General features: G+C 73.4%; 25 protein-coding genes. 8 read left to right on the top strand and 17 right to left on the bottom strand.

The genetic code is table 11. From position 1 onward, the window contains the following. Positions 1-367: hypothetical protein (locus NHH00_RS18150; protein WP_253054895.1), on the bottom strand; the 367-nt coding region annotated here is incomplete at its 3' end. A gap of 516 nt (positions 368-883) precedes the next feature. On the opposite strand from NHH00_RS18150, the gene wecB reads away from it, so the two are divergent. Further along, complete coding sequence (wecB, locus tag NHH00_RS18145) at positions 884-2,071, top strand: non-hydrolyzing UDP-N-acetylglucosamine 2-epimerase (protein ID WP_253054893.1); 1,188 nt, start codon at positions 884-886, stop codon at positions 2,069-2,071. Between the two features lie 12 nt (positions 2,072-2,083). After that, entirely contained in the window at positions 2,084-2,308 is a 225-nt protein-coding gene (locus NHH00_RS18140) for a hypothetical protein (RefSeq protein WP_253054891.1), read from the top strand. 246 nt (positions 2,309-2,554) lie between these two features. Here NHH00_RS18140 and NHH00_RS18135 read toward each other — a convergent pair whose 3' ends face one another. Then, positions 2,555-3,211 (bottom strand): RNA polymerase sigma factor, encoded by a 657-nt coding sequence (locus tag NHH00_RS18135; protein ID WP_253054889.1) that lies wholly within the window; start codon positions 3,209-3,211, stop codon positions 2,555-2,557. 352 nt (positions 3,212-3,563) lie between these two features. On the opposite strand from NHH00_RS18135, the gene NHH00_RS18130 reads away from it, so the two are divergent. Then, complete coding sequence (locus NHH00_RS18130; RefSeq protein ID WP_253054887.1) at positions 3,564-3,956, top strand: hypothetical protein; 393 nt, start codon at positions 3,564-3,566, stop codon at positions 3,954-3,956. Between the two features lie 71 nt (positions 3,957-4,027). Here NHH00_RS18130 and NHH00_RS18125 read toward each other — a convergent pair whose 3' ends face one another. The 10 genes from NHH00_RS18125 to NHH00_RS18080 all read right to left on the bottom strand — a co-directional run bounded on the left by NHH00_RS18125 (position 4,028) and on the right by NHH00_RS18080 (position 12,389). Further along, positions 4,028-4,198, bottom strand: coding sequence for a hypothetical protein (locus NHH00_RS18125; RefSeq protein ID WP_253054885.1), 171 nt, complete (start codon positions 4,196-4,198; stop codon positions 4,028-4,030). Further along, on the bottom strand, positions 4,198-5,031 hold the full coding sequence (locus NHH00_RS18120; protein ID WP_253054883.1) for a class E sortase: 834 nt from the start codon (positions 5,029-5,031) through the stop codon (positions 4,198-4,200). Before NHH00_RS18120 ends, NHH00_RS18125 begins: the two co-directional genes overlap by 1 nt. Before the next feature lie 344 nt (positions 5,032-5,375). Beyond that, positions 5,376-5,615, bottom strand: coding sequence for a BldC family transcriptional regulator (locus NHH00_RS18115; RefSeq protein ID WP_253054881.1), 240 nt, complete (start codon positions 5,613-5,615; stop codon positions 5,376-5,378). Then, positions 5,612-5,989 (bottom strand): hypothetical protein, encoded by a 378-nt coding sequence (locus tag NHH00_RS18110; RefSeq protein WP_253054879.1) that lies wholly within the window; start codon positions 5,987-5,989, stop codon positions 5,612-5,614. The genes NHH00_RS18115 and NHH00_RS18110 overlap by 4 nt, the downstream gene beginning before the upstream one ends. Positions 5,990-6,133: 144 nt before the next feature. Then, positions 6,134-6,655 carry a hypothetical protein gene (locus tag NHH00_RS18105; protein WP_253054877.1) on the bottom strand — a complete coding sequence of 174 codons (522 nt, stop codon included), beginning with the start codon at positions 6,653-6,655 and terminating at the stop codon, positions 6,134-6,136. A 136-nt stretch (positions 6,656-6,791) separates the two neighbouring features. After that, complete coding sequence (locus NHH00_RS18100) at positions 6,792-8,057, bottom strand: ATP-binding protein (RefSeq protein ID WP_253054875.1); 1,266 nt, start codon at positions 8,055-8,057, stop codon at positions 6,792-6,794. A 189-nt stretch (positions 8,058-8,246) separates the two neighbouring features. Continuing rightward, positions 8,247-9,770: a sodium/solute symporter gene (locus NHH00_RS18095; protein WP_253054873.1), complete on the bottom strand. Its 1,524-nt coding sequence runs from the start codon at positions 9,768-9,770 to the stop codon at positions 8,247-8,249. Then, entirely contained in the window at positions 9,767-10,195 is a 429-nt protein-coding gene (locus NHH00_RS18090) for a heavy metal transporter (RefSeq protein WP_253054871.1), read from the bottom strand. The genes NHH00_RS18095 and NHH00_RS18090 overlap by 4 nt, the downstream gene beginning before the upstream one ends. Positions 10,196-10,320: 125 nt before the next feature. Beyond that, on the bottom strand, positions 10,321-11,190 hold the full coding sequence (locus NHH00_RS18085; RefSeq protein ID WP_253054869.1) for a LytR/AlgR family response regulator transcription factor: 870 nt from the start codon (positions 11,188-11,190) through the stop codon (positions 10,321-10,323). Further along, positions 11,187-12,389, bottom strand: a complete 1,203-nt coding sequence (locus NHH00_RS18080; protein WP_253054867.1) for a sensor histidine kinase — start codon at positions 12,387-12,389, stop codon at positions 11,187-11,189. Before NHH00_RS18080 ends, NHH00_RS18085 begins: the two co-directional genes overlap by 4 nt. An 86-nt stretch (positions 12,390-12,475) precedes the next feature. Here NHH00_RS18080 and NHH00_RS18075 point away from each other — a divergent pair, with 86 nt between their 5' ends. Continuing rightward, a complete protein-coding gene (locus NHH00_RS18075; protein WP_253054865.1) occupies positions 12,476-13,441 on the top strand; it encodes an ABC transporter substrate-binding protein in 966 nt (321 codons plus the stop codon). Then, positions 13,428-14,375 (top strand): siderophore-interacting protein, encoded by a 948-nt coding sequence (locus NHH00_RS21175; protein ID WP_253054863.1) that lies wholly within the window; start codon positions 13,428-13,430, stop codon positions 14,373-14,375. The genes NHH00_RS18075 and NHH00_RS21175 overlap by 14 nt, the downstream gene beginning before the upstream one ends. 39 nt (positions 14,376-14,414) lie before the next feature. Here the strand turns inward: NHH00_RS21175 and NHH00_RS18065 are convergent, their stop codons facing one another. The 4 genes from NHH00_RS18065 to NHH00_RS18050 all read right to left on the bottom strand — a co-directional run bounded on the left by NHH00_RS18065 (position 14,415) and on the right by NHH00_RS18050 (position 18,337). Continuing rightward, entirely contained in the window at positions 14,415-15,074 is a 660-nt protein-coding gene (locus NHH00_RS18065) for a hypothetical protein (RefSeq protein ID WP_253054861.1), read from the bottom strand. Further along, the gene (locus NHH00_RS18060) at positions 15,067-15,597 is read right to left on the bottom strand and encodes a hypothetical protein (RefSeq protein WP_253054859.1); all 531 of its coding nucleotides are present in this window, start codon (positions 15,595-15,597) and stop codon (positions 15,067-15,069) included. The genes NHH00_RS18065 and NHH00_RS18060 overlap by 8 nt, the downstream gene beginning before the upstream one ends. 167 nt (positions 15,598-15,764) lie before the next feature. Then, the gene (locus NHH00_RS21170; RefSeq protein WP_308202341.1) at positions 15,765-16,055 is read right to left on the bottom strand and encodes a YbdD/YjiX family protein; all 291 of its coding nucleotides are present in this window, start codon (positions 16,053-16,055) and stop codon (positions 15,765-15,767) included. Continuing rightward, the gene (locus NHH00_RS18050; protein WP_253054857.1) at positions 16,052-18,337 is read right to left on the bottom strand and encodes a carbon starvation CstA family protein; all 2,286 of its coding nucleotides are present in this window, start codon (positions 18,335-18,337) and stop codon (positions 16,052-16,054) included. Before NHH00_RS18050 ends, NHH00_RS21170 begins: the two co-directional genes overlap by 4 nt. Positions 18,338-18,534: 197 nt before the next feature. On the opposite strand from NHH00_RS18050, the gene NHH00_RS18045 reads away from it, so the two are divergent. The 3 genes from NHH00_RS18045 to NHH00_RS18035 all read left to right on the top strand — a co-directional run bounded on the left by NHH00_RS18045 (position 18,535) and on the right by NHH00_RS18035 (position 22,681). Further along, the gene (locus NHH00_RS18045) at positions 18,535-21,288 is read left to right on the top strand and encodes a hypothetical protein (RefSeq protein ID WP_253054855.1); all 2,754 of its coding nucleotides are present in this window, start codon (positions 18,535-18,537) and stop codon (positions 21,286-21,288) included. 73 nt (positions 21,289-21,361) lie between these two features. Further along, the gene (locus NHH00_RS18040) at positions 21,362-22,087 is read left to right on the top strand and encodes a hypothetical protein (protein WP_253054853.1); all 726 of its coding nucleotides are present in this window, start codon (positions 21,362-21,364) and stop codon (positions 22,085-22,087) included. A gap of 39 nt (positions 22,088-22,126) precedes the next feature. Next, a complete protein-coding gene (locus tag NHH00_RS18035) occupies positions 22,127-22,681 on the top strand; it encodes a GNAT family N-acetyltransferase (protein WP_253054851.1) in 555 nt (184 codons plus the stop codon). A gap of 12 nt (positions 22,682-22,693) precedes the next feature. On the opposite strand, the gene NHH00_RS18030 is transcribed toward NHH00_RS18035, so the two are convergent. Next, positions 22,694-23,272 carry a TetR/AcrR family transcriptional regulator gene (locus tag NHH00_RS18030; protein WP_253054849.1) on the bottom strand — a complete coding sequence of 193 codons (579 nt, stop codon included), beginning with the start codon at positions 23,270-23,272 and terminating at the stop codon, positions 22,694-22,696. Positions 23,273-23,274: the final 2 nt, after the last annotated feature.

Here is a 23,274-nt window from a genome sequence, read left to right as displayed (position 1 = left end):
CAGAGTTGGATGCGTTTGTTCCGGTCTGGAACCCGGCGAAGCCGGCGGTGGCGGTGGTGTTACCGACCCAGCTGGTGTCGCCGCCGGCTGCCGACCTCCAGTTGCACTGGTGGAGGTTGAGGTAGCGCTTCGTGCCGTTGCGCAGGATGCCGGTCTGGGAGGCGTGGGACTCGCCGTTGAACCCGGCCGAGGGGGAGACCTGGAGGTTGTCGCCGGTCCAGACGGAGTCGGTGACGGCGGCGGCCTTGGTCTCCGCGCCGACCGCGCCGGTGGTGACGTCCGACCCGGGGGCCAGGACGTTGCGGGTGGTGCCGGGGACGTAGGTGAATCCGTCGGGGATCTGGGTGGTCAGGGACGTGCCCGTCACCGGGGTGTCCTTGGTGGTGTCGTAGAACAGGCGGGCCAGGACCTGCTGGCCACGCTCGGCGGTGACGGTGTCGGTCCAGGTGGTCCCGCCGTCGACGGAGTAGAGCAGGTTGGACTGGGTTCCCTCGCCGGTTGCCGGGGCCGCGTTCGCGAGCGTGGCGCTGCTGAGGGTGAGTCCGGCGCACAGGCCGATTACGGCGGTGGCGCGGGCGGCGCGTCCTAGGGAGTGGCGCGCCCTTGTTCTCAGTCCCCTATCTGCGGGGGGGGGGGGGGGGTAAAGGACATGTCTTTTCCCTTTCCGTGTGCCGGTCTGTGGGCGCGTGTGTGCCGTGACCGGGTTGGGCTTGCTCTGGGGTAGACGGTGGGTCGGGGGTGGGTCTGACGGTGTGAACCGCAGGGTGAGCCCATCGACCGAGCCCGGCCTGTATCGGCACGGCATCCCCCCGTCATTGCGCTCGGTCGTTCTCGTCTGTCCCGCTGCACGGGGCGTTCCGGGACGATGACGAGGAGCAAGACGATGAGCACTGATGGCAGCCGGCGCAGGATCGCCGTGCTCTACGGGACGAGGCCCGAGGCGGTGAAGATGGCGCCCGTGGTGGCGGCGTTGCGGTCGTCGCGCGATCTGACGCCCATCGTGGTCACGTCGGGTCAACATCGCGAGATGCTCGACCAGGTGAACGACCTGTTTGGGATCGTTCCGGACCACGATCTCGGGCTCTTGCGGCACGGCCAGTCGCTTGACGACGTCGTGGCCGGCGCTCTCCAGGGTTTCGGTGCCTACCTGGACCGTCACCCGGTCGACGCGGTCGTGGTACAGGGGGATACGAGCACCGCCTTCGCGGGGGCGCTCGCCGCGTACCACCGTCAGATCCCGGTCGTGCACGTCGAGGCCGGCCTGCGGACCGGTGACGTGTACTCGCCGTTCCCTGAAGAGGGAAACCGAAAGTTCGTGGGGTCGGTCGCGGCGCTGCACTGCGCCCCGACCGAGGCTGCGGCCCACAACCTCTACGTCGAGAACGTTCCGCGCGAGAACGTCGTCGTCACGGGCAACACCGTGATCGACGCCCTGCTGCGTACGGTCGAGCGGCAGGGCTCGACGGGCGACCCGGTGATCGATGTGGCCGTGTCCCAGGGGCGCCGTATTGTGCTCGTCACTGCGCATCGTCGTGAGTCGTGGGGTGCGGGGATCGGGGAGGTCGCGGGAGCGTTGGTCCGCGTCGCCAACCTCTACCCGGACGTTCTCGTGGTCCTCCCGATGCATCGCAACCCGCTCGTGCGAGAGATCGTCGTCCCGATCTTGTCCGAGGTGCCGAACGTCCACCTGACCGAGCCCATGGACTACGCGCCGTTCTGTCATCTGCTCGCGCGCTCGACCGTCGTGGTCACGGACTCGGGTGGCATCCAGGAGGAGGCGCCGGCGGTCGACGTGCCAGTGATCGTCACGAGGGACACGACGGAGCGGCCCGAGGTCGTCCAGGCCGGCGGCGCGGTCCTCGTCGGCACGGACCAGAACCGCATCGTGCGCACGTTGCGCGAGCTGCTCACGAACGAGCAGTTCCACGCCCGCATGGCTCGTGCCGAGAACCCGTTCGGGGACGGTAGGGCGGCCGAGCGTACGGTGATCGCGCTACGAGCGATGCTCACAGCGCGTGGAGCGGCCACCGATGCCGGGGCGGCGGACCGCGCCGAGATCCTGGTCTCGTAGGTAGTGGTCGCGATGACGCTCTGGGGAGCGACGAGCGATCCTGCCGACCCGGACTGCGGTCTGCTGACGTCCTCGACCGCGTCCCGGCTGTTCGGCGTGGACGAGACCGTCCTCGTCGAGCTCGGTCGACGCGGTGCGTTGCGCACCCTGCGAGCATCGGACGGGCGCGCGCTCTACACGGCGGGCGACCTGCTCGATGTCGTGCGCAGCGGGTCCCCGCGGGAGAACGACCGATGACGGCGGACCTTCCTACCTACACGGAGACGTGGCCTCTCCTCACCTCGGCAGACCGGCGTCGCCTGGACGAGCTCGACGCGGCGCAGCGGGAGATCCTCGAGCGGCTCCTCGCGGTGCCGGCGGACGAGGTCGACGCGCCGCTGTTCGCCGAGCTCCAGGTGGAGAGACTGCGGGTCTATCGGACGGTGGTGAGTCACGCGGGCGGCAGATCGTCTCCGCCGCCCGCGGGATAGCGCTGGTGCCGGCTCAGAGGCCGGCCGCCTCCGCGCCTCGCAGTCGCGCGGCCGTGCGGCGCGCCTCCCGGTTCGCGTCCATCGTGCGACGCACCGTCGCACGAGCGCGGACGAGGAGCGCGGAGACGGCGTTCGGAGTCGTGTCGAGCTCGGTCGCGAGCTCTGCCACGGTCCGTCCGGCCATGGCGACCTGCCAGAGGACGTAGCGCTGGCGTTCCGAGCAGCCGGACATGCCCTCCACGGCCTCGTCCAGCTCCACCGAGCTCGTCGCGTGCGAACCGAGGTCGTAGGCCGAGGGGACGTCGACGGCCTCGTCGATCTCCACCGTCGGGAGCGTCTTGCGTCGAGAACGGTCGGTGGCGGCGTTGCGCACGGCCCGGGCGATGTAGGTCCGTGCGTACTCGACGGGTCCCTGACCGCGTCGGAAGAGGATGAGGATGCGGGTGAAGGCCTCCGCCGCGAGGTCGTCCGCTTCCCACTGGGAGCGGGTGTAGCGGCGGGCGACCACCAGGGCGTACGGGTAGTGCCTGCGCCAGAGCTCGGCGACCGCCTCCTGGTCTCCCTCGCGTGCACGCTCGCAGAGCACGGTGTCGGTATCGCCCGTGTCGAGGTGGCGCGGTGCATACCGGCGCCCGGTCGTCGTCTGCTCGTCGGTAGTGCTCAGGTCCATCCGTGGTGCCCCGTCCTCAGATGCTCGTCGTGGCCGCGCCGCCGCCCCGACGAGGCAGGTCGTGTGTGACTTCACCCACTGAGATGCGAGACGGTGCACATCGTGTCGCGGATCGAGGTGGTGATCGAGAGGGTGATTCAACATGCCCGGAAGGGGTGAGGCAGGGATGCTCTCGTGCGGTGTCGAGGCTGGTCAGGGTGTTGGGGGTCGGACGAGAGCCGAACGGCGGGTGCATGAGGCGGGGCGAGGGACGGTGCCGGGATGCGGCACCATCACACGTCGGGCCACGTGAGGACGGAGGCGACACGAGTCGTCCTCCGGAACGGAACGGTTGGACAGGGGTGGATGGAATGTGCCTGAGGAGAAGCACGTGACGGTGCGGGAGAGCGTGGCGATCTGGGCAGCGGGGACGGCCGTGGTCGTCATGCCGCTGAGCGCGAGCGTGTGGGACACGGAGGCCGACGCCGCAGCAGACGACGGGTACTGCCCGGTGCGCGTGGAGTGGCTCCAGGAGCTGCGCACGACGTTGGACGCCGATCACCAGGTGGTCTGTGCGCCGCTCGAGGATCCCGACTGGCTGGTCCTCCCGGAGGCAGACCTCGCGCAGGTCCGCCGTGTCCTCCGGGAGGAGGGGTACGACGTCGTGGTGGCCGACCCCGTGGCGGAGATGCCCGGTGCCGGGGGTGCGCCGGTAGAGCTCGAGATCGACGATCTTCTCGGGAGCGTTCCGCTGCCCGAGCGGTGAAGGACGGACGCCCCCCCGCTTGCGCCGCGGTCCTCGACGCGCTCGGAGCCGCCACGAGAAGCCGGATCCGCTCAGTCGGCGGCGTCGGTCTGGATGTTGGGGTCGTTGAACGGCATGTACTCCGACAGGAGCGGGAACAGCCACTCGAAGCACGCGAGCACGACGGCGGCCGCGAGGACGAGCAGGATCAGCACCCGGACCCACGCGGGCCCGGGCAGCACGCGCCACAGCGCCCCGTACATCACGCGCTCCCTTCAGCGGCAGGAGCCGTCTGGCCGACGAGGTCCGGCGGCGTGCCGTCCTCGACCGGCATCCAGTAGTCCAGCTTCGCGTTGACGATGAACCGTGCCACGAGCGAGTTCAGCCCGATCGGGTGGCACGTCGTCAGGGTGAGGTACCGCTCCGTCGGCTCGACGCCGGGCTGCCACGGGACGGGCGCCACGGCCTCCACCTGGTCCGGCTTCACCGCCTGCATGTGGTCCACGCGGTACACGTACCAGACCCCGCCGGCCTCCACGACGATCGGGTCGCCGATCTCGAGCTCCTCCACGTCGTGGAAGATCTTGCCGTACGTCTGCCGGTGCCCCGCGACCGAGAAGTTCCCGACCGCGCCCGGCATGACCGTCTCCGGGTAGTGCCCGGCCATCGCCTGGTCGAGGATCGAGCGCTTGTCCGTCCCCTCCGCGATCGGCATCATCTTGCCGTCCCACCGCGGCACGTAGAGCGTGCCCCACACCTCGCCCAGCGCGGGCGCCTCCATGACCGGCGGCTCGTCCCGGCGCACGGCCGTCGCGACGTCCCCGGTGTCCGGCGTGGGCGCGTCCATCTCCTCCAGGACCTGCGCCTGCACGCGGTCGGCCTGCACGTCCGTCCACCACAGCTGCCACACCACGTACAGGCCCAGCACGATCCCGAGCGTGATGAGCAGCTCCCCGAGAACACCCACGACCGACGACACCGCACCACGCCCGGAGCCCGGTCCGGTGGCGGCGCGACGATGGTGCGGAGGGGGTGGGGGGAGCGGACTCCCGGCGGCCATCTCCTCGAGCTGGTCCCACAGCGTGGGATGCGTCATGGTCTGCTCCTCGTCCGCAGAGGCCCCCGAGGCGTGCCTCTCTGTGAAGACAGACTGGTGAAGCGGACGGTCATGGCGGACCACCGTGGGTGAACTGGCAGGTGAAGCTTGTCGGTAGCGTGCCGCGCCCCCGTCACGCAGGGAGCCACCGGGCGTCGCTCGAACCCGCGGACAGGGCGCGGTGGGACGGACGCGCATCTCGCGGCCGTCCGTGAAGCTGGGGAGGCCCCGCAGGGCCTCTGAGCTTCTTCAGCTGCCCAGCGCGAGCAGCAGGGAGGCCGCGACGCAGCAGAGACCCGCCGCGCAGACGGCGGCTGCGAGCCATGTGCCGAGTCGCGATCCCGTCACGACGGTGTCTCGCTCGTCCGGCCGGTGCGTGCGGATTCGATCAGGCGCTCGATCTCGTCGGCGTCGAAGCGTCGGTGGCCACCGAGCGTCCGGACGGACGTGATCTTGCCCGCCTGGGCCCAGCGGGTGACGGTCTTTGGGTCGACCCGGAAGAGAGCCGCCACCTCGGCCGGGGTGAGCAGTGACGGCCGTTCGCCCTCGTCGCGGCCCGCGGCCGCGCGTCGTCGTGCGATCATGCGGCGGCTCCTACGGCCGTGGCGGGCACGGGGTCGAGGTCGTCTCGGTCGAGCGGCTCGGCCGAGCGGAAGGCTCGCGCGAGCAGCGGGTCTCGTACCCCGAGATCGGGCTGGGGAAGCCACGCGAGCAGTGCGAGATCGAGGTCGTCGGCCACTGCCGCCGCAGCGCGCGCCCGGCAGCCCGGTGGGACGCCGAGCGCGCGGAGCGTCGCGCACAGGTCCTGCACGGCCAGGTAGAGAAGGGCCGCGTCCGCTCCGGCCGCGTAGGCCTGGCACAGCGGCACGATAGCGTCGACGACCGTCCTGCTGAACAGGCCGGTACGCCGCCAGTGCAGGCGCTCCACCCGGTTCACGTACGCCCCGATCTCGTGCACGAAGTCATCCACGCCCGTCCGCCTCTCTCCGGTCGACCCCCCGCTCCACATCAGACGTCGCCCGCGCTCGTTGCGACCGGTCGGACGAGGGTGATGAGTGGGATGAGATCGGGCGAACACGGCCGAACCGGCCCGAGCAGGGCTTCACGAGTCCTCCGCGAGGCTGCGCAGGTCCGGCCGGTTCGCCGCGGTCAGCCCGCGGAGTGCACCGGCGGCCCTGAGGACGCTGTCCGTCTCGCCCACGCGTGCGGCACACAGGCCCGCCCAGAGCAGCTCGCGCGCGAGGGCCTCGCCCGTCACGGTGAGCGGGGCGGCCTCCACGACGACCATGGTTCGCAGGAGGCGGGCCACCGGAGAGCCGTGACCGGGGTGGTCCGGTGGGCACTGCAGCACGGTCGTCGTCCGGACGTCGATCGCGTGCGAGAGGGCATGGCGTGCCGAGCGGCTCGCGCCGAGGAGCAGTGGGGTACGGCCCCACCACCTGCGAGGCCGGGCGTCGAGACGATCGTGCAGGTCCTCCAGCTCGTCGGGCGTGAGCACGGGCGCCAGCACGGTGTCCACCCGCTGGGTGGTGGCGCACGGCAGCGCTCGGTGGCGCGTCGTGGTGAGCGTGGCGTACCCCCAGATCGTCGGGAGCGCAGCCGTCGTCGAGCGTGCCAGTTCCATGTCCCGTCCTCCCACGTGCGGGCCCACCCCGTCACGTGTTCAGACGGCGCTTGGCTCCTGCCGTGACGGGCGTCACGCGAGGCCGAGGTCGGGGGCCGTGGTCGTCGCCCCCCCGCCAGGTCACCGATCGTGACGGTCAAGGACCCAGCAGCGCGGCCGGTACGACGGCGATCCCGTCCCGCCGCCGATAGGCGTGGGGCCCGGGCGTGACGACGGCCGCGTCGAGGAGGTCGGCGCCGATCCTGTCGCGGAGCCATGCGAGGTGCCGGACGTCGTGGTCGGTGACCGTGGTCGCGAGCTTGACCTCGATCGCCAGGACCCGGCCGTCCGGACGCTCGACGATGATGTCGACCTCGTGCGCGCCGTCAGCCGTCCGGAGGTGACGTACCCGTGCTTCGGACCGTTCGGCATAGACCTGGACGTCCAGAGTGACGAGGTGCTCGAACAGCGATCCGAGCAAGGTCCCGTCGCGCAGGTTGGGGACCGGGCCGTCGCTGCCCCCGAGAAGCGCGGACTGGTCTGCACCGAGCAGATGAGCGGCGAGACCGGGGTCCGCGAGCTGGTGCTTGGGTCCGCGCGCGAGCCGGGTGAGGTGATTCCTGCCTGGGAGCCACGCTTCGACGGGATCGAGCATCCAGAGCTGTTCAAGCACGTCGCGGTACGCGGTCACGGTGCTCCGAGCGGGCTTCTCGGAGAGGCCGGGTGTGGCGGCGTCAAGGATCCGTTGGTAGGTCGCAGTCGTCGACGTCGCGGCTGCATAGGCCGTGAGCCACGCGCGCAGGACGCCCGGGCGACGCACGACGAGTCCTTGCTCGGGGAACGCCCTCGTGACGATCAGGTCCACGTATCCCTCGAGCCGGTGCCGACGGGCTCGCGGCGCGAGGGCGTGGATGTCCGGGAACCCGGAACGCACGATCTCGTCGACGTAGTCACGTGTGCCGCGTCTCGACGACCCGGTGATCTCGGGCCGAGACCCGTCCAGCAGGTCGCCGAGGCTGACGGTGGGTTCTGCAAACCCTCGCTCCAGGAGGCTCATGGGACGCATGCGAAACGTGACGAACCGGCCTGCCCCGGAGTGGACGGGTGCTTCGAGGGGGACGGAGCTGCCGGTCAGCAGGTAGGTCCCGATGCCGTCGTCGACCGCTCGTCGAACCACGTCCCACGACTCCGGGACCCGCTGCCACTCGTCCACGAGCAGCGGGTGCTCTACGGCGCGGATTCGTGCCGGGTCGCTGGCGAACAACTCACGTTCGCGAGGATCGTCCAGGCGCATCACCGTGCGGGCGCGTTGTTGCGCGGTGGCTGTCTTCCCCACGCCTTTCGGCCCGTGGAGCTCGATCGTCGGCAGCTCTGCGACCAGCTCGTCGAGCACGTCGTCGATGACGCGCCTGCGGTAGTCCATCACTGATCGGCTCCCTGGTGCTCGCGTGCTCCCGGCCCCGGTAGAGAACCGACCAGGAGGCTCGTCGGCCTCCTACGCTACAGATTTCAGGACTCTTACGCTACAAATTTCATGCCCTCCACGCTACAGATTCCCGGCCCTTCTACGTGTTCCGGTGCTCGCGTCCTCACCCTGCCTGTCTGCCGGGGGTCACGGCCGGCGGCGCTCCGGCACGTGCAGGCGCTGCAGGAACCGGTCGGTGCGTAGCGGCGGGCCGTGCCGGTCGAGCAGCGACACGACGACGACGGTCGCGGTCGCGAGCGGGATGGTCCAGGCCGCGGGCTGGGCGAGCAGCGCGCGCACGACGCCGGGGACGCCGTCCGCCGTCGCGCCTGACGAGACCGTCCCGTAGCCCGCGGCGACGAGCGCGGACGAGGCGAGCAGCGCCGTCGCGCACAGGACGGAGCCCACGACCATCCCCGCCACGGCGCCGCGCGCGGTGAGGCGGCGCCACCACACGCCGAGCAGGATCACCGGCGACAGCGCGGAGGCGGCGAAGACGAACACCGTCCCGACGCTCGTCACGAGGCCCTGCGGGATGGCGACGAGCGCGAACGCGAGCGGGATGAGCGTGCACGCGACGGCGGACCACCGGAACGAGCGCACGGTCCCGCCGAACAGGTCCTGGCTCACGACGCCGGCGAGCGCCACGACCAGCCCCGACGACGTGCCGAGGAACGCCGCGAACGCGCCGGCGACGACGAGCGCCGCGAGCAGCTCGCCGCCGAGGCCCGGCACGAGTCGGGTCGGCAGGGTGAGCACCACCGTGTCGGCGACGCCGGGCGCCGCGAGGTCGGGCGCCACCACCCGGGCGACGAGCCCGAGCGTGCTCGACACCATGTAGAACACGCTGATCATCACGAGCACGACGACGGTCGTGCGGCGGGCCGAGCCGCCGTCGGGCGAGGTGTAGAAGCGCACGAGCACGTGCGGCAGCCCGGTCGTCCCGAGCAGCAGCGCGAGCAGGAGCGACGCGGTCGCGTACGCGTCGAGACCGCCCGGCCCGGCCTCGGGCGGGAAGACGGCGGCGGGGTCGAACGTGACGACGGCGCCCCCGGGCTCGAACGCACCGCCGAGCGCCATGAGCACGAACACGAGCGGCAGCGCGAGCGCGGTCAGCTTGACCCAGAACTGGAACGCCTGGACGAAGGTGATGGAGCGCATGCCGCCGGCCGCGACGACCGCGCTCACGACGACCGCGATCCCCACCGACCCGACCCACGGCGGGACGGGCGCGACGCTCGTGATGACGAGCGCCGCGCCGTGGAGCTGCGGCACGACGTACAGCCACCCGATGACGAGCACGAGCACGCTCGTGACGCGGCGTGCGACGACGGAGTCGAGCCGGGCGTGCACGAAGTCCGGGATCGTGTAGGCGCCGCTGCGGCGCAGCGGGCCCGCGACGAACAGCAGGACGAGCAGGTAGCCGGCCGCGTACCCGACGGGGAACCAGAACGCCTCGGCGCCCGAGAGCAGCACGAGCCCCGAGAGGCCGAGGAACGTGCCCGCGGACAGGTACTCGCCGCTGATCGCCGACGCGTTCCACACCGGCCGCACCGTGCGCGAGGCGACGAAGAAGTCGCTCGTGGTGCGCGAGATGCGCAGACCGTAGAACCCGATGAGGCCGGTCGCGAGCAGCAGCAGCCCGATCGCGACGAGGGGCAGCGCGCTCACGCGGCGCCCGCCTCGTCGGGTCCTGCCTCGTCCGGGCCGGCCTCGGCGGACCCGCCCGATCCCTCTGCGAGCGCGCGGTACCGGCGCTCGTTGTGCGCCGCCGCGACGGCGAACACGACCGCGAACGCGACGATCACGGGGTAGAAGCCGTACGCGTGCACGAGCCACGGGAGCGGGACGCCGGCGACCACCACCGCGTCCAGCGCGGGCACCGCGCTCATCGTCACCGTGAGCAGCGCGACGACCGCGAGGAACGAGACGACGCACGCGAGCCCGAGCCGGAGCTGCGCCCGGACGAGGCCGCGCGTGTAGTGCGCGGCGGCGTCGTCCGGCTCCTCGGGGCGACGCGGAGACGCCGTGGGCGTGCCCGACGACGGTCCGCCCGCCGGGACGCCGGCCGGGGGATCGGTCGACCGGACGCGCACGCGCTCGGGACGACGCCCGTCGGGCGCCGCACTCCGGGCCGGGGGATGCACCCCGGGGTGCGGCTCTCGACCGGGAGCGCGTCCGTCGTCGGTCGGGGGCGGGGCCGACGAGGGGTCCGGGCCGCTCACGACGGGCCCCGGTGGGGACCGAGCAGCGCCTCCCGCACGGCCGGGACCATGCGGCGGCTCACCGGCACCTCGTGCCCCGCCACGACGAGCGCGGGCTGCGCCCCGCCGAACCGCGCCGCAGTCACGGCGGCCCGGTCCACGAGGTACGACCGGTGGACGCGCAGGAACCCGGCGGGCGCCCACCGCTCCTCGAGGTCGGACAGCGGCTCGCGCACGAGGAACTGCTCGGTGTCCGTGACGAGGCGCGAGTAGTCGCCCTGCGCCTGGACCCACCGCACCGCGCTGCGGCGGACGAGGCGCGTCGTCGTCCCGACCGTCACGACGAGCGTCTCGTCCTCCGGGGCCCCGCGCGGCGGGGCGGCCGGCGCGGCGGGAGGGGCGGCGCTCACGGGCGGCGACCCTGCGCCGTCGGGCACGCCGCCGGCCCCGACACCTCGCCCGGCGCGGTCCGCGACGCGCTCCACGACCCGGTCGACGGCGCGCGTCAGGCGCTCGCGGCGCACGGGCTTGAGCACGTAGTCGACGGCCTCGACGTCGAACGCCTCGAGCGCGCGGGCCTCGTCCGCGGTGACGAACACGACCGCGGGGCGGTCGGAGAACCGCGAGAGCGCGCGAGCCAGGTCGAGGCCGGTCAGCCCGGGCATGTGGATGTCGAGGAACGCCGCGTCGACCGTGCGCGAGGAGAGCTCGCGCAGCGCCTCCGACCCGGTCGCGACGCCGAGCACGGTCCGCACGCGCGGGTCGCGCCGCAGCAGGGCGACGAGCTCGTCGAGCACGGGCCGCTCGTCGTCGGCGACGAGCACGTCCAGCCCGACGGCGGGCGGGTCCTGGGGCGCCGGGCCGGGGGCCGGGTCGGTGCCGGTCACGGCACGCTCACCTCCGTCTCGTGCAGGGGCTGGGAGCGGGGCACGCGCAGGCGCACGAGCGTGCCGGAGCCGGGGGCGGTCTCGATGTCGAGCGCGTGGTCGTCGCCGTAGAGCTGGCGCACGCGCCGGTCGACGTTGCGCAGGCCCACGTGCTCGCTCCCGCGCGACGTGAGGAGCTCGCGCACGACGGCCGGGTCCATGCCGACGCCGTCGTCCTCGACCGTGATCTCCGTCTGGGTGCCCTCGTCGCGCGCGGTGATGACGATCGTCCCGCCCCGCTCCTGGGGTTCGAGGCCGTGCCGGACCGCGTTCTCGACGAGCGGCTGCACCGACAGGAAGGGGATGACGGCCGTGAGGGACTCGGGCGCGATCTGCAGGGTCACGGCGAGGCGCTCGCCGAACCGGGCCCGTTCCAGCTCGACGTAGGAGTGGATGGAGCGCAGCTCGTCGGCGAGGGTCGTGAAGTCGCCGCGGCCGCGGAACGAGTAGCGCGTGAAGTCGGCGAAGTCGAGCACGAGGTCGCGCGCCCGTTCCGGGTCCGTGCTGATGAACGACGCGATGGCGCCGAGCGCGTTGTAGACGAAGTGGGGGCTGATCTGGGCGCGCAGCGCGCGCAGCTCGGCCTGTGCGAGCGCGGTGCGCGAGGCCTCGAGCTCGCCGAGCTCGAGCTGCGCCGAGCACCACTGCGCGACCTCGCCCGTCGCGCGCACGAGCGGCGGGCGCACCGTGCCCGCGAACGCGACGACGACGCCCGCGACGCGCCCGCCCGTCACGACCGGCGCCCCGACGGCGTCCGCGACGTCGCCGCCCGCCTCGTCGCCGTCCTTGTGGTCCCGGCTCTCGACGTGCCGCCGACCGGTGGCGAGCACCCGCTCGGCGACCCGGCGCGCGTCGGGCTCCAGCGTCGTGCTGCCGTCGAGCGCGACCGCGCCCTCGGCCGTGACGACGGCGAGCGCGTCCGCGCCGAGGAGCTGGCGCAGCGAGCGGGCCGCGCGCCCGACGTCGTCGCCGTCGAGCCCGCCCCGCAGGTGCGTCGCGGCACGCGACGCGAGGTGCAGGGTGCGGAACGTCGCGCGGTCCGAGTCGCTCCCGAGCTCGCGCGACCCGCGCGCGAGCCGCCACGCGAGCACGAGCCCGAGGGTGAGCAGCACGCCCACGACGAGACCGGCGACGGCGCCGGCGAACACGGGCCCGGACATGCAGCGATCGTAACCAGCGTCACGTCCCGTCCTGTGTCGGCGCGAAGGTAAGGTGAGGCAACCCTACGGAAGGCGAAGGAACCCCTGTGCCCATCTCCCGGACCACCTCGTCCAGCCCTCGCGTGCGCGTCGTGCTCGCCGGTGCCGTCGTGCTCGCCTCCGGTCTGCTCGCGGCCTGCTCGTCCGACCCCGCGCCCGCCGCGACCGGTGCGCCCGCGCCGGACGACACCGCGTCGGGGTATGCCGTCGAGCACGCGCGGGGGACCGCCGAGCTCGACGCGGCGCCCGTGCGCGTCGTGACGCTCGAGCCCGTCGAGACGGACACCGCGGTCGCGCTCGGCGTCGTCCCCGTGGGCGCCGCCGTGCTGAGCGTCGAGGCGGGCGTGCCCGCGTACCTCGGCGAGGAGGCGCAGTCGATCGAGGTCGTTGGGACCGTGCCCGAGCCGAGCCTCGAGGCCATCGCGGCGCTCGAGCCGGACCTCATCCTCGGCACGGAGTCACGCCACTCCGACCTCTACGACCAGCTCGCGAGCGTGGCACCGACCGTCTTCATGGCGACCCAGACCGACCCGTGGCAGGAGAACGTGCTGCTCGTCGGCCGCGCGCTCGGCCGCGAGACGGACGCCCAGGCCCTGCTCGACGCCTACGACGCGCGGTGCGCCCAGCTCCAGGAGGACTACGACGTCAGCGGGACGGCACAGCTCCTGCGCCCGCGCGACGGCATCGTGTCCGCCTACGGGCCCCGGTCGTTCGCCGGCAGCACGCTCGAGTGCGTCGGGTTCTCGACGCCGGCGCAGGACTGGGGCGAGGACATCTCGGTCGACCTCTCGCCCGAGCGCGTGACCGAGGCCGCTGCCGACCTCGTCCTCGTCTCGGCCGCCGACCCCGACGACGCGTCCGCCGTCCCGGCCGAGATCCCGCTCAACGCGTCGTCGTTCCCCGACGTGCGCGTCGTCGACCAGTCGTACTGGATCAGCGGCGTCGGCCCGCTCGGTGGCCAGGCCGTGCTCGACGACGTCGAGCAGTTCCTCCAGGACCGTGCCGGGTCCTGACCGGCCGGCCGGGCCTCCGGTCGCGGTCGGGAGCCCGGCCGGGACCACGGTCGGGGGCGAGGCCGGGTGCCGGTTCCACCGGTCGCCCAACGTCCTCTTCCCGACGGCGGTCGTGCGCGTGCACGACGTCGGCCCGCGCCTGGTGCGCGTGACCCTCGCTGGCCCCGACCTGGCGGGGTGCGCCGACGTCGGGCTCGACCAGCGCGTGAAGATCCTCCTGCCCGGACCGGGGGCGGACGAGCTCGCGCGGCGGGCGCGCCTGGCGGGCGAGAGCGCGTGGCGGCGCGAGTGGGCGGCGCTCGACGACGCGGTGCGTCCGGTGATGCGGTCGTACACGCCCGTCGCCGTCCGGTCACGGGACGCCGAGGTGGACCTCGACGTGTACCTGCACGAGCCGGCGGGCCCGGCGAGCGCCTGGGCGCGGCGCGCGGCACCCGGGGACCGCGTGCTGCTGTCCGCGCCGCACGTGCGGTTCGGCGTGACCGACCACGGCACCCAGTGGGACCCGGGGCCGGACGTCGCGCACGTGCTGCTCGTCGGGGACGAGACCTCGGCGCCCGCGGTGCGCGGCATCCTCGGGAGCCTGCGTCCCGACGTGCGGGCGCACGTGGTCGTCGAGGCCGACGACCCGGCGGACGCGCCGGTCGGTGATGTGCCCGGGACCGTGCGCGTCCAGCACGTACGCCGCCGCCGTGGGGGCGAGCGGGCCGTGCTGGGCGCGGTCCGCGCCTGGGCGGTCGAGCACGGCCGGTCCGCGGCCGACGCGGGCGCGGGCTTCTACGCGTGGTGCGCGACGGAGAGCGCGACCGTCGCGCGGGTCCGCGCCGAGCTCGTGGCGGCGGGGATCCAGAGGTCGCGCGTGCACGCGCAGGGCTACTGGCACGACCGGGCCCGGCGAGAGGCGGAGCCGGACGACGGCGCGGCGCGCGCCTGAGGACCGCACGTGTCCTCCGGGGCCACGCCCTCGCGACGCTCAGACGAGGATCGCGACCACGACGACGAACACCACGACGCACGCCAGCAGCGTGCCGATCCCGACCAGCAGGGCGAGCGCGACCGGGTGGGCCTGCGGCCAGGGCACGAGCCGCCGGTCGAACGCACGGAGCTGGACCGGCGTGACCGGCTGGCGCCAGGGCGTGAGCGGGACGCCGCGGCGCGCCAGGTCGAGCGCGACGGTCGAGAGCTGGTCGCGGTCCCACATCTGCCCGACGAGCAGGAGCAGCCGCTTGGTCGGCCCGACCACGATGAGGTGGTGCGTCGCTCCGGCCGCCCCGAACGCCATGTGGTCCACGGTGACGACGCGGTCGACGTCCGCGACCGTGAACCGCTTCGACCGGCCCCAGCCGTGCACGGTGTACGTCCCGTCGCCGAGGACGATCCGCGCGCGGTCGACCATGCGGCGCGCGAGCGCGTACGTCAGCGGGATCATCGCGAGCGCGAACGCGAGGAGGCCGAGGGCGAGCCACGGGTAGCCGCCCATGATCGCCGCCGGGAGCTGGGCGAGGCCCACGAGCGGCGCGAGGATCGAGATCACCGTCATGTTGGAGCGCAGCACCTGACGCTTCGCCGCGTCGCCCATGGCCAGCACGGTCAGGGCCGGGACCGTCCCGCGACCCGCGATCGCCTCAGCCACGGCGGAAGAGCTCTCGCCCGGTGGCCGGGTGCAGGGGCGACCCCGCCGGGATCTCGACGGCGTTCGCCCAGACCGGGACGTCGTCCGGGCGCAGCGCTCCGGCGCGGACGGCACGGTCGCACAGGCCGCGGGCGACGGCGCCGAGGCTCTCGCGGCACGAGATGGCGCCGTCGACCAGGGACAGGGCGACGGTCGTGGCGGGAGCGTGGCCCGTCCCCGGGTCGAGCGGGCCGATCGTCGCGACGGCCCGGCCGTGCGCGACGAACGCCGTCGCGCGCGGGGTGACCCAGCGCAGCACGTCGAGGTCGTCGAGGAAGAAGGCGCGACCGGCGCCCCCGATCTCCCACAGCGCCGCACCGGCCTGGTGGGCGGCGTCCGAGGCACGGCGCTTCCAGCGCTGGGAGCCGAACGCCTCGGCGACCCAGCCGGCCGCGGTCGCCGGATCGGTGGCGAGCGCGACCGACACGGTGGGGATCTGACCGCGCGGCGGGTCGAGCGTGATGGGAACAGGAGGACGAGCCACGCGGTCACGCTAGCGCTCCAGAGGCGCCGTCCGCGCCCCCGGGCCAGGTGCCGAACACGACGTCGGTGTCGTTATCGGGTGGATGACGACACCGACGTCGTGCTCGACGGCGCGCAGGGTCGTGCTCGACCGGCTAGAGGGCCGCGAGGGGACCGCGTGCGGGCCGGTCAGCAGCAGCGCGAGCCCGGGTTGGCGTCCTGCTCGGCGTGGCGCATGCGCCAGAACTCGCGCTCGGTCATCACGACCCCGCCCGGGTGCACCGCACGCTGGTGCGCGGCGTAGGTCGCGTACGCGTCGTCGCCCATGACCTGCCGCACGTACCAGCGGACGGACGCGGCGCCGTCGCGCACCCGACGGGCGACGCCCGCCGCGAGCGCGGGGAGACGGGAGCGGGACCCCGCCGCGACGGCCGGGACGACCGTCGCGGCGGAGCCCTGCGAGCCCTGCCGCACCGTCACCGGTGCCCCGTCGCGGCAGGACGCTTCTCGGGCGGCAGGGCCGCCCACTCCTTCTGGATCTCCTTCTCGGCCTTCGTCGCGAACAGGTCGGCCGGGGCGAACCGGCGCGACGCGACGGGCGGGTCCTCGTGGTTCGTGCCGCCGCCGTCGCGCAGCGCCTTCGCGGTCACGAGGACCGACGCGACGATGACGACGATCGCGAGGACGACGAACACGATCGACAGCGTGCCCTGGACGAACGTGTTGCGGACGACCGCCTCCATGGCCTCGACCGAGCCGGCGGTGCCGAACGACGTCTCTCCGGCGGCGAGGGCGTCCTTGAACGCGTCGTGGTTGGCCCAGTACCCGACCGCGGGGACGGGCGAGAAGATCTTCTCGATCGACGCCCAGATGGTGATGACCGCGGTGAATGCGAGCGGCGCCGCGACGATCCACAGCCAGCGCTGGTAGCTGCGCCCGCGCTTGGCGACGATCGCCAGCACGACGGCGAGCGCGATGGCCGCGAGGAGCTGGTTGGCGATGCCGAACAGCGGGAAGAACGTGTTGATGCCGCCGAGCGGGTCGGTCACGCCGAGGTAGAGGATCGATCCCCACCCGGCGACCATGATCGCGGTGCACAACCACACCCCGGGGCGCCACGTCACGTCCCGGAACCTCGGCACGACGTTGCCGATCGTGTCCTGGAGCATGAACCGCGCGACGCGCGTGCCGGCGTCGACGGCGGTGAGGATGAACAGCGCCTCGAACATGATCGCGAAGTGGTACCAGAAGCCCATCATCGCGGTGCCGCCCACGAGCTGCTGCATGATGTGCGCGAGTCCCAGGGCGAGCGTGGGGGCGCCGCCCGTGCGGGACACGATCGACGGCTCACCGACGGCCTCGGCCGTGGACGTGAGCATGTCCGGCGTGAGGTTGACGCCCATGAGGCCGAGCCCGTTGACGAACGCGACCGCGCCCTCCACGGTGCCCCCGGTCGCGGCCGCGGACGAGTTCATCGCGAAGTAGATGCCGCGGTCGATGGAGATCGCGGCGACGAGCGCCATGATCGCGACGAACGACTCCATGAGCATGCCGCCGTAGCCGATGAAGCGCGTCTGGCGCTCCTTCTCGACGAGCTTGGGCGTCGTGCCCGACGCGATGAGGGCGTGGAACCCGGACAGGGCACCGCACGCGATCGTCACGAACAGGAAGGGCCAGAGGGCGCCGGACACCACCGGGCCGGTCTCGCCGCTCGCGAACTCGCTGATCGCGGGGACGGTGATCTCCGGTCGCACGACGATCACCGCGACGGCGAGGACGACGATGACGCCGACCTTCATGAACGTCGACAGGTAGTCGCGCGGGGCGAGCAGGAGCCACACGGGCAGGACGGCGGCGACGAAGCCGTAGACGATCACCCCGACGGCGATGGTCGTGCGGTCGAGGGTGAAGAGGTCGGCGCCCCACGCGGTGTCGGCGATCCAGCCGCCGCCGATGATCGCGGCGAGCAGCAGGACGAAGCCGATGACCGAGACCTCGGTGATCTTGCCCGGGCGGAGGTAGCGCAGGTAGACGCCCATGAAGAGCGCGATCGGGATCGTCATCGACACGGAGAACACGCCCCACGGGCTCTCGCCGAGCGCGTTGACGACCACGAGCGCGAGGATCGCGACGATGATGATCATGATGAGCAGCGACGCGACGATCGCGGCGGTGCCGCCCACGCGCCCGAGCTCCTGGCGCGCCATCTGGCCGATGGTCCGCCCGCCCCGGCGCATCGAGAAGAACAGGACGAGGTAGTCCTGCACCGCGCCCGCGAGCACGACGCCGACGATGATCCAGATCGTGCCCGGCAGGTACCCCATCTGGGCGGCGAGCACCGGGCCGACGAGCGGGCCGGCGCCGGCGATGGCGGCGAAGTGGTGGCCGAACAGCACGTGGCGGTCGGTCGGGACGTAGTCCTTGCCGTCCTCGCGCGACTCGGCGGGCGTCGCCCGGCGGTCGTCGGGGCGCGTGATGTAGCGCTCGATGACCTTGGAGTAGAAGCGGTACCCGATGAGGTACGTGCACACGGCGGCGAACACGAACCAGATCGCGTTGACGGTCTCGCCGCGGACGACCGCGAGCATGACCCAGGCGATGCCGCCGAGCAGCGAGATCGCGACCCAGAGGGCGATCTTCTGCGGGGTCCAGCGGGTCCGGGTGCGGTCCTCGGGCACCGCCGTGGGGGGCAGCGACGGGTCCGGCACGATCTCCGGCTCGTCGGGGGCGGCGTTCCGCGCCGCGCGGGTGTCTGTCGTCATCGAGCCTCTCCAGGGTCGCGTCGTTGCGTCCGACCTCGGAAGGCTAGGGAGCCCGCGCGGGGGTGATCCAGGTCACGTCGACCGGCGGTCGAGGTGTGCGACGAACGGTGCCCCGCGTGCGACGAACGGCGCCCGCCGCGCGTCGCGACGAGCCCGGCGATACGTTCGATCCGACCCTGCCGGAGGTGCCCGTACCGATGCCGTCCCCCTCGCCGCCGCACTCGACGCACCCGACGTCCCGCACGCCCGGTCCCGCCGCGGCGCTCGCGGCGCTCGCGGCGGTCGTCGCGCTCGTGCTCGCCCTCGGCACCGTGCTCGCGCTCGCCGCGGCCGGTGCCCTGCCCGCGTCCGCGCAGGCCGAGACGGGCAGGCTCTCGCTCTTCAAGCGCATCGAGAACCTCGACACGGGCTCGTCGGAGGGGCGGCGGGAGCTGTGGACGATGCACGCGCGGAACGTCGAGACCGGAGAGGTGATCGAGGGCGACGGCCTCAACGGCGTGCAGTCGCTCGAGGTCCCGGCGGGCACGTACCGGATCTGGGAGACGGGCGGCGTCGCGGGCTTCCGGTTCCAGAACTGGAACTGCGGCGGGGAGGACATCCTCGACCCCACTCCCGACGTCGTCGTCCCGCCGGGCGGCACGCTCACGTGCACGGTGGACAACGAGGCGATCTCTCCGACCCTCACGCTCGTCAAGGAGGTGGTCGGGGGCACGGCGTCGCCCGCGGACTGGACGCTGCGGGCGCAGGGACCGTCGTCGATCGCCGGCCCGTCCGGGTCTGACGCGGTGACCGACCAGGCGGTCCGTATCGGCCAGTACACCCTCTCCGAGGAGGGTGGACCGGCTGGCTACCGCGACGACGGGTGGGTGTGCGAGGGCGCGGAGGTCGTCGGGAGCACGGTGACGATCGACCTCGCCGACTCGGTGACGTGCGTCGTCACCAACGTCGCGCCGATGCCGCCGACCGTGCCGACGCTGACTCTCGTCAAGGAGGTCGTCGGCGGTCCGGCCACGGCAGCAGACTGGACGCTCACGGCGGAGAACGGCGCGGCGACCCTCACCGGGACCACGGGGGACGCGGCGGTCACGGCGGCCGAGGTGAGCCCCGGGCGGTACGCACTGTCCGAGGACGGTCCCGCCGGGTACGACGGCGCGTGGTCGTGCATGGGCGCGACGTCGGGCGACGGCTCGGACGGCGCCGTGACCGTCGCGGAGGGCGACGACGTCGTCTGCACGGCCACGAACACGTGGAGCGGCGGCACCCTCACGCTCGTCAAGGAGCTCGCGGGCGAGACCCTCGCCCGCCCCGTCGACTGGACGCTCAGCGCGACGGGGTCGGACGCCGAGGTCGTGGGCCGCTCCGGGACCGCGGCGGTCACGGACGTCCCGGTGCCCCCGGGCGCCTACACGCTCGCGGAGGACGGCTGGTCGGGCTTCACCGCGGGCGACTGGGTGTGCGACGGCGGCCCGGTGACCGGCGCCGTCGTGACGGTCGAGCCGGGCGCGGACGTCACGTGCACGATCGTCAACACACCCCTGCCCTCGCGGCTCACCCTCGTCAAGGTGGTCGACGGCGGACCCGCGGCTCCTCGGGACTGGACCCTGTCCGCGACCGGTCCCCAGGCCGACGGGACGACCGGGACGATCTCCGGCCCCTCGGGCGGCGCGGCGGTGAGCCACGTCGACGTGGGGGAGGGGATCCACGAGCTGTCGGAGTCCGGCGGGCCCGAGGGGTACGAGCCGGGGGAGTGGGTCTGCGTCGGCGGGGTCCAGCTCGGCGGTGCGAGCGTGCTCGTCGGGCCGGACGACGACGTGGTCTGCACCGTGACCAACACCTACGTGGGGTCGATGCTGACCCTCGTGAAGGTCGTCGTCGGCGGGTCGGGCGACCCGGAGGCGTGGACCCTCACGGCGGCCGACGCGGGCGGGCAGACCGTCGCGAGCGGGCCGGTGGGCAGCGACGCGGTCACCGCGGTGCCGCTCCCACCCGGGGCCTACGACCTGGCGGAGTCGGGGGGCTACAGCGGCTACGCGTCGGAGGGGTGGACGTGCGGGCCCGCACCGGTCGAGGGGTCGACGGTGACGCTCGGTCCCGGCGACGACGTCACGTGCGTCGTGACGAACCGGGCCGAGCTGCCGCACCTCACGCTCGTCAAGGAGCTCGACGACCGCGGCTTCACCGGCGACGTCGCCGCGACGGACTGGACCCTGACCGCCACGGGCGAGGGGCGGGAGATCTCGGGTGTCACCGGGTCCGCCGACGTGTCGCACGTGACCGTCGCGCCCGGCCGGTACCTCCTGTCCGAGTCCGGAGGTCCGGACGGCTGGACGGCCCTGCGCTGGGTGTGCGACGACGCCCGCGTCGTGCAGACGCCGCAGGCCGGGTCGCTGATCTCGACCGTCGTGGTGGAGCCCGGCGACGACGTGACGTGCACGGTCACCAACCACTGGCTCGCGGGCACGCTGACGCTCCACAAGGAGGTGGTCGACGGCGCCGCGCCCGCCGACGACTGGCAGCTCACCGCCGCGGGACCGACGGCGATCTCCGGCTTCGACGGCAGCGAGGACGTCACGCTCGTCCCGGTGGCCGCCGGGACGTACGACCTCACCGAGTCGGGCAGCGACTGGGACTACACCCAGGAGGAGTGGGCGTGCGACGGCGGCGTGCTCGTCGACGCGGACACCGTGCGGGTCGACGACGGCGCGGACGTCGAGTGCACGGTGGTGAACACGGTCCTGGACCCGCCGACCCCGACCCCGACCCCGACCGACCCGACCTCGCCCCCGACCGACGGGCCGACGCCGGGCACGGACGACACCCCCACGCCGGGAGCGACGCCCGGCGAGGACCTCGCCACGACCGGGACCGACGTCGTCGTGCTGCTCGCCGCGGCCCTCGCGGCGCTCGTCGCGGGCGGGACGCTGCTCGGGGTCCGGCGCCGGCGCGGGTGAGCGGGACCGCTCCGGCCCGCGGCTGACCGCGGCTCGCCGCGCGACACCCGGTCCTGCGGGCTACTGTCCTGCCGTGGCCGACGAGGGCGAGCAGACCGAGCGGACCGCGCAGCCGGAGCAGGTCGCGCGGGCAGGGCAGGGCGACCCGGGCGAGACGAGTGAGACGGCGCAGCACGGCGGGCACACGGGCCGGTCGTGGCGCGAGACCGTCACCGTCGTGCTGCTCGCGGTGACGGCCGTCCTCACGGCGTGGAGCGGGTTCGAGGCGAGCAAGTGGGGCGGCGAGATGTCGATCGCGTTCTCGCGCGCGTCAACGCAGCGCATCGAGGCCTCGACCCACCGCGCGCACGCGGACACCGCCCGCTCGATCGATCTCCAGGTCTTCAGCCTCTGGCTCGAGGCGTACGCGACGGGGGACACGGAGCTGGAGGAGTTCACGCGCGCGCGCTTCACGCCGCACTTCCGGCCCGCGTTCGAGGAGTGGCTCGCCTCGCGCCCCCTCCAGAACCCCGACGCCGCCCCGAGCCCGTTCGCGCTCGACGCCTACGTCCCGCCAGGAGCCGTCGAGGCGGTCGAGGCCGACGAGCGCGCGGACGCCCTCTTCGCGCAGGCGCTCGTCAACAACCAGCGGGGCGACAACTACACGCTGACCACCGTGCTGTTCGCGCTCGTGCTGTTCTTCGGCGCGTTCGCCGGCCGGTTCCGCTCCGAGCGCGCGGCGTGGGCCATGGTCGGCCTCGCGTGCGCGGTCCTCGTCGTCGGCGTCGTCTTCCTCGCGACCTTCCCCAAGATCGTCTGACCCCGCCTCGGGGGGCGCGCACCCTCGTAGCCTGGGGCCATGCAGACCCTCACGACGGCCCGGCTCACCCTCCGCCCGTGGCAGCCCGACGACGCCGACGCCGCCCTCGACATCTACTCGCGCTGGGACGTCATGCGGTTCGTCGGGGTGACGCCACGCGTCCTGGAGCACCGCGACGAGGCGCTGGAGCGGGTCGAGCGCTGGGCAGCCGTCGACGACGGCACGCACGGGGTCTGGGCCGTCGTCCCGCGCGAGGGCGACGGGGCGGACCTGCCGGACGCCGCGCCCGTGGGGACCATCCTGCTCAAGCTCATCCCGGCGTCGGGCACGGGCGACCCGTCGCAGCCCTCGGGCGACACGGAGATCGGGTGGCACTTCCACCCCGACGTGTGGGGGCGCGGCTACGCGACGGAGGCGGCCGCCGCGGTGCTCGCGCACGCCTTCGAGCGCGGGCTCGACCGCGTCGTCGCCGTCACGCACCCCGACAACGCGGCGTCCCAGGCGGTGTGCCGACGGATCGGCATGACGCACCGCGGCACGACCGACGCGTACTACGACACGACCTGCGAGCTGTTCGACGTGACCGCCCCCTGACGGGAGCGCCGGTCAGAGGACCTGCGTGAGGCGCCGGACCGCGCCGAGGACGTCGACGTCGTCGTGCGGCTCGGTGTCGAGCGCGCGGTGGATGGTCATGCCCTCGATGAACGCGTCCAGCACGCGGCACGTCGCGGGGTCGAAGTGACGCCCGAGCGCGTCGCGGCTGCGGCGCATCCAGTCGTTGGTGAGCGTCCGGTAGGCCGGGTCGCGCGCCGCGAGCGTGTAGAGCTCGTGCGACAGGACGAGGTCGCGCTGGGTCGCGAAGACGTCGTGCGTGATGAGCGTCGTGACCGCCTGCACGGCCTCCTCGGGCGTGCGCGCGGCGCTCATGCGGCGCTCGAACTGGGCGGCCGCGTCGCGCGCGAACCGGCCGAACGCCTCGCGCAGCAGCTCGTCCATCCCGGCGAAGTGGTAGGTCATCGACCCGAGCGGGACGTCGGCGGCGGCCGCGACGCGCCGGTGCGACGTGCCGGCGACGCCGTGCTCGGCGACGACGTCGAGGCACGCGTCGACGATGCGGTCGCGGCGCTCCGGGTCGTGGCGGCGGGCGCGGGGGGTCGGCCCGGTCGGGGCCTCGGGGGCGCTCATGG

It is taken from the genome of Cellulosimicrobium cellulans (assembly GCF_024124905.1).
Classification (GTDB): domain Bacteria; phylum Actinomycetota; class Actinomycetes; order Actinomycetales; family Cellulomonadaceae; genus Cellulosimicrobium; species Cellulosimicrobium cellulans_G.
The sequence above is the reverse complement of the archived record's forward strand: the minus strand, read 5'-3'. Positions and strand labels throughout refer to the sequence as shown.

Bases quoted from the DNA above. Each gene is read 5' to 3' on its own strand.
- wecB (WP_253054893.1), top strand. From the start codon at position 884: ATGAGCACTGATGGCAGCCGGCGCAGGATCGCCGTGCTCTACGGGACG.
- NHH00_RS18140 (WP_253054891.1), top strand. From the start codon at position 2,084: ATGACGCTCTGGGGAGCGACGAGCGATCCTGCCGACCCGGACTGCGGT.
- NHH00_RS18135 (WP_253054889.1), bottom strand. From the start codon at position 3,211: ATGGACCTGAGCACTACCGACGAGCAGACGACGACCGGGCGCCGGTAT.
- NHH00_RS18125 (WP_253054885.1), bottom strand. From the start codon at position 4,198: ATGTACGGGGCGCTGTGGCGCGTGCTGCCCGGGCCCGCGTGGGTCCGG.
- NHH00_RS18120 (WP_253054883.1), bottom strand. From the start codon at position 5,031: ATGACGCATCCCACGCTGTGGGACCAGCTCGAGGAGATGGCCGCCGGG.
- NHH00_RS18115 (WP_253054881.1), bottom strand. From the start codon at position 5,615: ATGATCGCACGACGACGCGCGGCCGCGGGCCGCGACGAGGGCGAACGG.
- NHH00_RS18105 (WP_253054877.1), bottom strand. From the start codon at position 6,655: ATGGAACTGGCACGCTCGACGACGGCTGCGCTCCCGACGATCTGGGGG.
- NHH00_RS18100 (WP_253054875.1), bottom strand. From the start codon at position 8,057: ATGGACTACCGCAGGCGCGTCATCGACGACGTGCTCGACGAGCTGGTC.
- NHH00_RS18080 (WP_253054867.1), bottom strand. From the start codon at position 12,389: ATGTCCGGGCCCGTGTTCGCCGGCGCCGTCGCCGGTCTCGTCGTGGGC.
- NHH00_RS18050 (WP_253054857.1), bottom strand. From the start codon at position 18,337: ATGACGACAGACACCCGCGCGGCGCGGAACGCCGCCCCCGACGAGCCG.
- NHH00_RS18045 (WP_253054855.1), top strand. From the start codon at position 18,535: ATGCCGTCCCCCTCGCCGCCGCACTCGACGCACCCGACGTCCCGCACG.
- NHH00_RS18035 (WP_253054851.1), top strand. From the start codon at position 22,127: ATGCAGACCCTCACGACGGCCCGGCTCACCCTCCGCCCGTGGCAGCCC.
- NHH00_RS18030 (WP_253054849.1), bottom strand. From the start codon at position 23,272: ATGAGCGCCCCCGAGGCCCCGACCGGGCCGACCCCCCGCGCCCGCCGC.